The following is a 9743-nucleotide window of genomic DNA, read 5'->3' as shown; positions in this document are numbered from 1 at the left end:
CAGGGTGAGTAACGAGCTGGAACTCGTACGCCTGGTTGCCCTGCGCACTGAGGCAGTGGGCAAGCTCATCTTCTATCCCTTTATAGTATGGTTTATCATGTTTGTGGCGAGGTTCGATTACTTTGACAGGTGGAACACGCCTCCTATGCTGGTGACAGTTATTTGCCTGGGTGCATTGCTTGCCTGGAGCTCCGCATTTCTCTTGAGACGCTCAGCAGAGAAGACCAGAACCGGGTCTGTAGGCCGCCTGAAAGAACTGCTTCGGACAGCCAAAAAGGATGAGAATCAGGATGCAACATTGAACGGATACATCCAATTTGCGATAGATGAAGTGGAGTCCATTCGCACGGGCGCTTTTCTGCCTTTTACCCAGCACCCCGTGTTGCAGTCGCTTCTGGTGCCCTTCGGCGGCGTCGGAGGAATTTACCTTGTCGATTTCCTCGCAAAGGTGAACTTCTGAGGTTGCTGGAAGATCTCTGGCACGGGTTGTCTTATGGCAACTATAAGTAACCTTTTAGACCTCTAAACAAATAAAATAGAAATCATTTGTATTACATAAGCTATTTAATAGCTAGTGATATACGCTCAATGTAATCAGACCCGTTGCTTGCGCGAGAGACGGAGCCGCATCTTATTTCCCTGTGTTTCTTCAGCGGTCACAATTGGGTTTACAGGTAATGAGGTTTTGCATATACTCTTGAACCCGGACTGAATTGCAGCCGGATTCACCGAAAGGGAGGCTATCCTTCGTGTCAGAAGTCCCGCCGTACGCTGATCTGGTGTCGCTCGCCAGAGACTTTGCGGTCAGCAGGCATGCGCAGATAGGTCATCGGCGCAAATATACCAACGTGCCCTATTCGGAACATCTGCAGCACGTGGCCGATCTTGTGGCGTCTGTTACGGATGACCCCGAGATGTTGGCGGCGGCCTGGTTACACGATGTCGTCGAAGATACGACGGCCACGCTGGAAGATGTGGAGTCTGCCTTCGGGAAGGAGGTGGGCCGACTGGTGGAATCCCTCACCGACGTGAGCAAGCCCGGTGATGGCAACCGCGAAGCCCGCAAAGCCATAGACCGTAAGCACCTGTCGACGGCAGAAGCCAGAGCAAAAACGGTCAAGCTGGCCGACCTGATAGATAACTGCGAAGACATCGCAAGGCACGATCCAAAGTTCGCCCGCGTCTATCTCAGGGAAATGGCAGCGCTCCTCGAAGTTTTACGTGAAGGCGATGGCCGTCTCTACGACAAGGCGACACAGGTCTACACCGGGTGGGCGAACAAACTGGGCCTGATCTCTCCGCCTCAGGAGCCCTCTGAGAGCCAGGGGCCCCCAGTAGCGTGGCACGCTTTCTTGCATCTTTCAAACCTGTTCCGTGACGCCTTTCGTGCCCAGGATATCGCAGAACCGCTGCGTTCATTTGACATAGAGCGCCCCTGCAACGAGGTACAGCCTGTACTGGAGACGGCTTCCCTCGGTGTGATTGGTCTCAGATCTCAAGGAGTCGTATGCGGTTATGCGCGGACCGCTGACCTTGCGGATGGATACTGCAAAGATCATCTTCGCCCGTTCAGGCCCGGCCAGGTCATCCACCAGCAAGATTCATTGGCTGACGTTATACATGTGCTCACTATTTGTGAGCATGCGTTCTTGTCTGCTTTCGGTGAAATAGTCGGAGTCATCGGCCGGGGCGACATCAACAAACCTATCGCAAGAATGTGGCTCTTCGGTATTGTGACGCTCGCAGAGATGGAGTTGACCCGTTTAGTAGATGCGTACTATCCGGAGGAATCCTGGCACACGCACCTTCCCGACGGCCGGCTCGACAAAGCAAAAGCCCTTCACCAGGAGCGCCTGCGCCGTCAGCAGCCGTGCAGACTGGTGGAGTGTTTGCAGCTGTCCGACAAGGGTCAGCTCCTGGTGGAGCACACTGACGGCTTAAAGCTCTTCGGCCTGAAGAGCAAGCGGGAAGGGAAACGGGTCGTGAAGGAATTTGAGTCGCTGCGTAATAACCTGGCCCATGGTCAGGATATCGCTGTGCACGATTGGGCGCCCATCGCACGCATTGCCTCACGCGTGAGTGAAGTGGCGGCAATCAAGTCCATGACAGGGCGCAGCCGATCAGTTATCCCGGAGGACGTATAATGAATCGCTTTCCGGGGAACGGCTAGCTTATGATTTCTTTCTCTCATCGAGCATTTTCTTGAGCTCTTCGATTTCCAGTTTGCTCTTGGTGAAATCTTCCATCGTTCCTTCGTAGTAAAGGACCCTGCCTGATTGGTCCTTCACAGCGCGTGCATTTATCGACACCCAGCATATGCTTCCGTCTTTCCGGTAAAACTGTGTCTCGAATCTCTGGATGATACCTTCCTCCGCGAGGATGGCCTTGTACGTCAATCTGTCTTCCGGCTTCACATAGAGTTGTTTGCCGATGTCCGTGACCTCCTCCATCATTGCCCCAGTGGAATCATACCCCAGGATCCGGGCGTAGGCCGGGTTGACGTTCATATACTGTCCCTCAGGCGTCGTCTGGAAGATGCCTTCAACCGCATTTTCGAAAATACTGCGGTACTTCGCTTCAGCGCTGCGGAGAGCCTGTTCGGCGATTTTCTGGTGTGTTATATCTTCCAGCGTTTCCAGCGCTCCCACGATGTTGTTCCTGGAATCGCGAATCACTGCAGCGGTGAAGTAGAGCCATTTTCCGTTAGAGCCCATTTCCTGGAAGAAGTCCGTTGCCTTGTACGCACCGTCTATGAACTGCGACCTGCTGAATTTTCCTCCGTACCAGTCAGTCATCTGCCCAAGCGCTTCATCCACCAGCAGGTCGGCGATGCAAGGCCTTTCGCTGTTGTAGAAAGCTTTCCAGTGTTGATTCGTGCCTATAACGTGTTGGGCCTTGATGCCGCTTAAGACCTCGAGGGCTCTGTTCCAGTGGGTGACGCGGTGATTCTTGTCAATGACGAACTGGGGAATGGGGGAGCTGTAAAGGATGCTCTTCAACTTCTGCTCGCTGTCCTTGAGGGCTGCCTCCACGCGCTTCTTCACTGTTTCGTCCCGGACGATGCCCTGGTATCCGATGATGGTGCCGTCAGGGTGCCGTTGTGTGGTTCCCGTGACGAGACAGTCCATCACCGTTCCGTCTTTTCTCTTTAACTTCACGTCAAAATCCTTCGCGAAGCCGTTTTGTTCAATGGCGTTCACGTATGTTTTTAGGTCTTCAGGGCTGAGGTATATATCCACAGCATTCAGCTCTCGTATCTCCTCTTTCGTGTGTCCGAAGAGATCCAGGAATGAGCGGTTCACGTCGATATGCCTTCCTTCCCGGTCGGTGATGAAGATAGCATCCCTGGAGTTTTCAAAAAGTGTCCTGTACTTTTCCTCGCTTTCCTTGAGGGCCTCCTCCGATTTCCTCCTCTTGGTGACATCCAGGAGAAGGCCGAGTACCCCTACTACGCGCCCTCCCTCCCGTATGGCCGTCGTACTGATATGAACCCATACTATTTCGCCGTCCGGCTTGTAGTAGGCAAATTCGTAGGGAGGCACATGCTCGCCCCGCACCGCAGCCTCAAAGTTCTTCCGAACCATGTCCCTTTCCTCAGTCCGGACCAGGTCAAACAAGGTCTTTTCAAGGTGCCACTCGCGCGGGTAACCGGATCGCTTTGCCACCACGTCGTTCACGTACGTGAAACGTCCCTCTGTATCAAATGTGTAGACGCCATAATGCATACTCTTCAGGATCGTTCTGAACTGGGTTTCGCTCTTTTCCAGGGCCTCTTGCTCTTTTTTTGCATCGGTGATGTCGTGCGAGGCGACCACGGCATGTGTGACCTGGCCACGCTCGTTGAAATAGGGAGAGTACGTTACGCGGTAGCATCTGAGCCCCACTCCCGGGAACTCCAGCCAGTTTTCATAGTGGACCACGTTGCCCGCAAAACACTGCTCGAGGTATCTCTTGACGAACTTGTTGAAATCTTCTTCTCCCCAGATTGAGGCCACGCTGCTCCCAATGATTTCCTTTCTGCTCTTCCCGTGGGACCGGCAATACGCCTCGCTGGCGAATTCGTAGACGTAGGACCTGTTGATAAGCGTCATGGAATCGACAAGGCTACTTGCAGGGACCCCGTCCCGTCCCTTCTTCTTTTCTTCTGTTTTTTTGATTGTGGATTCTTCCGTTGACTTCTGGCTCTCTCTCATTGCTCTCTCCTCGCGCCAGAAGTATACCATTTTCTCGTGACGTCAGGCCAGAGTCGTTCAGCCTGCAACAAATCGGTCGTACCGTTACCGGACAGCGGCAGTCCAAATGGGGCTCAAAATCTGACCCCCCCCAAACCTTGTTGCCAAAGGCTCTCCAGGTGCGAAAGGAAATAGACGGGTGTGAACATTTGGCCTATTAAGTTTTCACCCGCAAAGACGAAAACGAACTATCCTGAAAAAGGCAAACCATCTCAAAGGGTGGGGCGCAAAGCTACTGGCCTAAATCCGCCACGCGGACACGGTCGCAGGGCTGCCGGGTGATGCAGGCGTCTGCTTCACGATCCTCGATACCGGCAGCACACCATGCATCTCCCGGCACGTAGGGACAGGGAGGTGCAAGGATGCAACCATCGCCTTTCAAAGAAGGCGCGAGTAGTAAAGAGTATCAACGAAAAGTTTCGAGTAAAAAGTCTCCTCCCGAAACCCTCGCGGAAACGTCATTGTGGGCAGAGTCCGGCGATCCGGAAATGGATCTGCCGCTGACCGATTGCACAGAGGCGGTGTATCTGTTCAAGGATACAGAAATCGGCGGAGAGGAAGAGCCTTTGGGTAGCCTGTCAGAAGAGGGTGGGGACGATGAGTTGCGGAGCTATATACAACAGTATATGCGCAAAGCAGGCAGAACGCCGCTGCTCACCGAACAACAGGAGAGGCAGATTGCCCTGCGTATCGAAGAGGCGAAAAAAGAGCTGGAGTCCGCGGGCCTTACCCTCCCCTTCGCGACAGAGGAACTCTGCCGTATTCTTTCCCGGCCTGATAGGTTGCCGGACAGAGTGCACGAGCTTGACAGAAAAGGCGAGTGCCAAACGCATATTCCCACATCAGAATTAAATCAGCTGCTCGACCGACTGAAAAAGGCGCACGAGCAGTATGTCGCAGCGAGGAATGAATTTGCCGAAGCAAATCTGAGACTCGTCATATCGATCGCCAAGAGATACGTGGATCGCGGTCTTTCTTTTCCTGATCTTGTGCAAGAAGGAAACGTGGGTCTCATGAAGGCCGCGGAGAAATTCGATTGGAGAATGGGTCACCGATTCAGCACCTATGCAGTGTGGTGGATAAAGCAGGCTATGAGAAGAGCAATTAAAGAGCAGACGAGAACCATACATATACCAGCGCATGCCATGGAAGCAGCCCAGCGAGTCGCCCATTTGTCTCACAAACTTTCTCAGGATCTCGGAAGAGAGCCGCTTGCTACAGAAATTGCCGCGGAAATGGGTATTCCTGCAGAGAAGATCAGAGAAATCCTCCACATGATCCACGAGCCTGTCTCGCTGGAGACCCCTGTGGGCGATGAAGGCCGTCTTATCGAAATGATAGAGGACAAATGCGCGTCTGGTTTTCAGGAGGGCGTCTTGTTTCGTGATCTTGCGGAGGGTCTGGACAAAGCCTTGTCAAGCCTCACGGAGAGGGAGGAAAAATTGATCAGGATGCGGTTCGGCCTTGGCGACGAGTCTCACCAGCATACACTCGAAGAGGTGGCGCAGACTTTCGGCCTGACCCGGGAGAGGGTTCGGCAGATCGAGGCGAAGGCACTGAAGAAGTTGAGATGTCACGCAAAGGCATTGAAGGAGTAATGCCTGCCGTTCGTTCCTAACACCGCGGTTGCAGAATCAGCCCAGGTATTCCAGGGAAACTGCTGTTGACTATTTGCGAGAACTGGTTAAAATACTTCTAGAAGAAAATTCGGTGAAAAAGACATAGAAACCAAAAGAAAGGGGGATGGACATGGTGAGCTTGAAGCCGGTCACGAAAGCGAGTGAAAAACTGAAGGAGCTGTTGAATGCGGCTATAGCCAGGGAAATTCAGGTAAGCGTACAGTACATGTGGCAGCACGTGCAGGTGATGGGAGTCAAAGGTGTTGCCGTGCGGGATCAATTCAAGCAGACTGCTATCGCCGAGATGAAGCACGCAGAGTCTATTGCGGAACGACTCTGGTATCTGGGCGGAACTCCCACCACCAAGCCTGCACCCATCAAGGTCGGCGCCAGCTTGAAGGAATTCCTTGAGCTGGATACGAAAGCTGAAGAGGAAGCGGTCACTATGTACCGAAAGATCATTGAACTCGCCACCAAAGAGGGCGACGTAACGACTGCGTTCATGTTCAAGGAAATCCTTGAAGATGAAGAAGAGCACCACGACCTCTTCACTACGATGCTCGAAGAGGTGTGATAGACCGGGTATTGGCGTGCATAGATGCGCCGGGCAGCCGCTACAGCGCTGCCCGGCTCGAAAGCATAACCAATAAACTTATGCTGTAATTTTCAGCAGACGCGCGGCAGTCCCGCCGAGAATCGCCACCTTCTCTTTCGGCTTCAGTGATTTACAGCCCAAAATGTGATCGACAGGACGCGGCTGCCATGGGTAGGGATAATCGCTGCCCAGGACGATTCTGTCTGCGCCCACCTGAAATGCCAGATGGCGGATTGCTTCCGACGTAAACACCAATGAATCGAAATAAAGCTGTTTGAGATACTCTGAAGGCTTCTTCTTCAGGGTGATCTTGGGATCGCACTGCCCGAGAGCGGTGCAGACATGATCCGAACGGTCGGCGTAGAAAGGCAAGTAGCCGCCGCCGTGAGCAGCAATGATCTTAAGGCCGGAAAACTTGTCGAGCGTTCCTTCGAAGATCAGATGAGACAGCGCAATCGTGGTCTCGAGCGGGTTGGCGATGGTGTTGCCGAGAATACCGTTACCGGATAGGCGCTTGGAGAGTTCGGGGATGCCTTGGGGATGGATGAATAAAACTGCCCCTAGTTCTTCCGCCTTGGCCCAGACAGGATGAAACTTGGGGTTTGAGAACTCATACCCCGCAACCCATCCACCAATAGCCGCACCGCGGAGCCCCTGTTTCTTCACGGCGGTTTCCAGTTCTTCAATTGCAAGCTCTGGCGCCTGCAGCGTCAGCGAAGCAAAAGCGGCAAAGCGGTCAGGCCTGGCAGCGCAAAGCTCGGCCAGCTTTTCATTCTGGATTTTCACGATCTGTGCGGCGAGATCCCGCTCCTTCTCGTACCAGAAAGGATTGATCGACAGCACTTCCATGTCGACGCCCTGCCCATCCATAGCCTGCAGCCGTTTTTCAATCTCAATGAAATTCGCTTCGCCGTTGTTCACGGGTGGGTGGAGCATGGCTGCCTCAGGGCCCAGTAGCGGCTCAACGTCGCGGAAGTAACAATGCGAGTGCACATCGATAGTCTTGACGCGCTTGCCTTTCACGACCACAGGCAGACGATGGCCCGAAGGCAGCTGGGCACGCGCGGCGTCCAGCAGGCTGCAACTGCAGAAGATGACGCTGCTCGCTGCTGCAGTTTTTAGAAAATCCCTCCGATTCATTTCTCCAGGCATAAGCATCCCCCTCTAAAGAGAAATTTTAGTACGAACGTAGACGCGTTCATACACTAGCGATTAATCGAACCAACACTCCACGGCCCGTGCTCCCGAACGACTCCAGTAACTTTAGAGCAATCACCGTAAGAAGGAGCAACTATTTGAACGTTACTCCTGCCTCCGCGCGGAGTCAAGGTGAAAAATAAGAACCGGAAACAGGCTCCCGACAGTTGACACTGCAGATTATGCTGATTACATAAGTGAGTATGATCGATCGATTGTCCTGAAGGAGGACGCGTGATGAAGAGCACATTCTGGTGTTTAGCGAGTTTAGTAGCGTTGCTCAGTCTATCCTGTTCCAGCAGTTGGAATATGTACAGCGAGGACATGTTTCATGGAAAGCGGCTGCTCCAGGAAGGCGAGTATGCAGAAGCCAGGGCAGATTTTGTTAAAGCCGCAGAGGCTCAGCGATGGCCAGCAGCGTACGCGTATGCTGCGACCGCCAGTTACAAGATGGGGGATTTACCCGCCGCGGGACGCTACCTCGCGGAAGCACAGCAAGTGGACGGAAAGAGTTATGCGTACCTGCGGGTGCTCGGGTACAAATCCCTCACACTCCTGAAAGAAGGGAAAGAGCAGGAGGGGCGAAGTACTCTCACCCAGTATGCAGCACTGCTGCGTGCTACGTCCTCGCCTCAAGGGGCTCGCCAGATTGAAGTTTGGCTGAGACAGCAGTCTTCCGACCTCGTAGGGTTGGAGTTGATGATTGATGAGCAGGTGTCTCAGTACGAGAGTGATATACAGCAGTTCCAGAGCACCGGTACCGGCTTTTACAACAGAGGAGGCAACTACAGGGGGGGACCTTCGATCAGCCCCTGAGCGCTTATTTCCGGGAGCAGAGTAAACCTGCGAGAAGGATTTGCGCTAATCAAATCCCTTGATCCGTCGATGACCGTCATTCGTTTACTTTTAATTCGTCCTGTAGGTGACGGCGCTCCTCGCCTGCTTTGGCGAGGGCTTCGCGATTGCTGTCATTCACTCGAAAGAACGCGTCGCGCCACGTATTATCTTCCCAACGAAATGGTGTCTGGACTGTGGTGCGCGGCATCCATGCCCGCTCCAGCAGATCAAGTGCTATCCCTAGGATCGAACGCTGCATATCCCGGTCCCATGGCTTGCCACACGGATTCCCGAGCGGAAAGTCGGTGAACGCGAAGCGGGCGACACCGCACTCCTCAACAATGTCCCGCGCGCAACCCATGATTACCGTTGGAATGCCATTTTGCTCAAGGTGACGGCCGACCAGACTCACGGTCTGGTGACAAACCGGTCAGAGCGCTGGGAGAAGCACCGCGTCGACGCTGTCCTCTTGGCACCATTCCATCACCTGTGGTGCATAGCGCCGTGAAGTTCTTTTCTGGCTGTAATCAGTAGGCACGCCATAGAAGCGGGGAGACACAGAGCCAATCCGACCTTCGGCTGCATATTCCAATAAGCGATTTATCGGTAGGAAGCTATCCACATCCTCGGTGTGAGTTGCCTCCTTGTCCCAGCCCAGATCCTGTGTATAAAGTCTGGTAGGCGGTGGCGCCACCGGTTGCGCGTACAACTCCCGTAGTGATAACCCGAATCCCAATGAGTCGAGTTTCATGTCGACCTGAGGTTTGCCTGCTGTGGTTACCAATCCTACGCGGCACAGCGACAGAGGTTTTGGCAACGGTACAAACGGGACGTCGTCATAGCGGGGCCAGGCGTATGCCTTGGGGTAGCCTTGCGCTGCGTAGAACTCGCGGGTGCGATCGATGTAACTCACGAAAGACCGGTGCGTCTGAAAATGTTCCATAGTTTCTCCCGAAGCTGTGTCGGTAACAGACTGTAGCTTTCAATAAAGTCTTGCACCGGCTGTACTAATTTTCAAGGGATTTAGAGCCGTTTCCACGCTCCACTATAAGGCTCCGCAGTGGCCGGGTTGGAGTGGCAGGGCATTGAGGGTTGCGCGATAGACACACCATTCTGTTCGAGTTATGCAAAAAAGACTTGTAGATGTAGCACGCTCATGCTATATGAAGAGATCATGCGCTCGAGAGAAGCGCGTCACATCTATCATCCTGAGGAGGGGATATGACAAAAGCAGAGCTAGTAGAAAAGATGGCCAAGGAAGCA

9 protein-coding genes and 1 riboswitch are annotated in these 9743 nt (G+C 53.5%); of the genes, 5 read left to right on the top strand and 4 right to left on the bottom strand.

Annotated elements, in window-relative coordinates:
- Both VMT71_14960 and VMT71_14955 read left to right on the top strand, forming a co-directional pair.
- Positions 1 to 460, top strand: a 460-nt coding sequence (locus VMT71_14960; protein ID HVN25271.1) for a hypothetical protein, incomplete at its 5' end; no start/stop codon positions are given.
- Positions 461 to 749: 289 nt separating this feature from the next.
- Positions 750 to 2144 carry an HD domain-containing protein gene (locus tag VMT71_14955; GenBank protein HVN25270.1) on the top strand — a complete coding sequence of 465 codons (1395 nt, stop codon included), beginning with the start codon at positions 750 to 752 and terminating at the stop codon, positions 2142 to 2144.
- Positions 2145 to 2171: 27 nt separating this feature from the next.
- Here VMT71_14955 and VMT71_14950 read toward each other — a convergent pair whose 3' ends face one another.
- Positions 2172 to 4193 carry a PAS domain S-box protein gene (locus VMT71_14950; protein HVN25269.1) on the bottom strand — a complete coding sequence of 674 codons (2022 nt, stop codon included), beginning with the start codon at positions 4191 to 4193 and terminating at the stop codon, positions 2172 to 2174.
- A 230-nt stretch (positions 4194 to 4423) separates the two neighbouring features.
- Positions 4424 to 4511: riboswitch (cyclic di-GMP riboswitch) on the top strand.
- Positions 4512 to 4594: 83 nt separating this feature from the next.
- Between VMT71_14950 and VMT71_14945 the strand changes: the two genes are divergently transcribed.
- Together VMT71_14945 and VMT71_14940 are read left to right on the top strand one after the other, a co-directional pair.
- Positions 4595 to 5830, top strand: coding sequence for a sigma-70 family RNA polymerase sigma factor (locus VMT71_14945; protein ID HVN25268.1), 1236 nt, complete (start codon positions 4595 to 4597; stop codon positions 5828 to 5830).
- Between the two features lie 151 nt (positions 5831 to 5981).
- Complete coding sequence (locus VMT71_14940) at positions 5982 to 6425, top strand: ferritin-like domain-containing protein (GenBank protein HVN25267.1); 444 nt, start codon at positions 5982 to 5984, stop codon at positions 6423 to 6425.
- A gap of 78 nt (positions 6426 to 6503) precedes the next feature.
- On the opposite strand, the gene VMT71_14935 is transcribed toward VMT71_14940, so the two are convergent.
- Positions 6504 to 7598 (bottom strand): amidohydrolase family protein, encoded by a 1095-nt coding sequence (locus tag VMT71_14935; protein ID HVN25266.1) that lies wholly within the window; start codon positions 7596 to 7598, stop codon positions 6504 to 6506.
- 354 nt (positions 7599 to 7952) lie between these two features.
- Between VMT71_14935 and VMT71_14930 the strand changes: the two genes are divergently transcribed.
- Positions 7953 to 8459 carry a hypothetical protein gene (locus tag VMT71_14930; protein ID HVN25265.1) on the top strand — a complete coding sequence of 169 codons (507 nt, stop codon included), beginning with the start codon at positions 7953 to 7955 and terminating at the stop codon, positions 8457 to 8459.
- Positions 8460 to 8535: 76 nt separating this feature from the next.
- Here the strand turns inward: VMT71_14930 and VMT71_14925 are convergent, their stop codons facing one another.
- On the bottom strand, positions 8536 to 8841 hold the full coding sequence (locus VMT71_14925; GenBank protein ID HVN25264.1) for a hypothetical protein: 306 nt from the start codon (positions 8839 to 8841) through the stop codon (positions 8536 to 8538).
- A 69-nt stretch (positions 8842 to 8910) separates the two neighbouring features.
- Positions 8911 to 9423, bottom strand: coding sequence for a glycine/sarcosine/betaine reductase selenoprotein B family protein (locus VMT71_14920; GenBank protein HVN25263.1), 513 nt, complete (start codon positions 9421 to 9423; stop codon positions 8911 to 8913).
- Positions 9424 to 9743 lie beyond the last annotated feature (320 nt).

The organism is Syntrophorhabdales bacterium, from assembly GCA_035541455.1.
GTDB lineage: Bacteria > Desulfobacterota > Syntrophorhabdia > Syntrophorhabdales > WCHB1-27 > JADGQN01.
Note: the sequence above shows the minus strand (reverse complement) of the source record. Positions and strands in the feature narration are given on the sequence as shown.

Coding starts and splice junctions, on each gene's coding strand:
- VMT71_14945 (HVN25268.1), top strand. CDS start 4,595: ATGCAACCATCGCCTTTCAAAGAAGGCGCGAGTAGTAAAGAGTATCAA.
- VMT71_14935 (HVN25266.1), bottom strand. CDS start 7,598: ATGCCTGGAGAAATGAATCGGAGGGATTTTCTAAAAACTGCAGCAGCG.
- VMT71_14920 (HVN25263.1), bottom strand. CDS start 9,423: ATGGAACATTTTCAGACGCACCGGTCTTTCGTGAGTTACATCGATCGC.
- VMT71_14930 (HVN25265.1), top strand. CDS start 7,953: ATGTACAGCGAGGACATGTTTCATGGAAAGCGGCTGCTCCAGGAAGGC.
- VMT71_14950 (HVN25269.1), bottom strand. CDS start 4,193: ATGAGAGAGAGCCAGAAGTCAACGGAAGAATCCACAATCAAAAAAACA.
- VMT71_14925 (HVN25264.1), bottom strand. CDS start 8,841: ATGGGTTGCGCGCGGGACATTGTTGAGGAGTGCGGTGTCGCCCGCTTC.
- VMT71_14940 (HVN25267.1), top strand. CDS start 5,982: ATGGTGAGCTTGAAGCCGGTCACGAAAGCGAGTGAAAAACTGAAGGAG.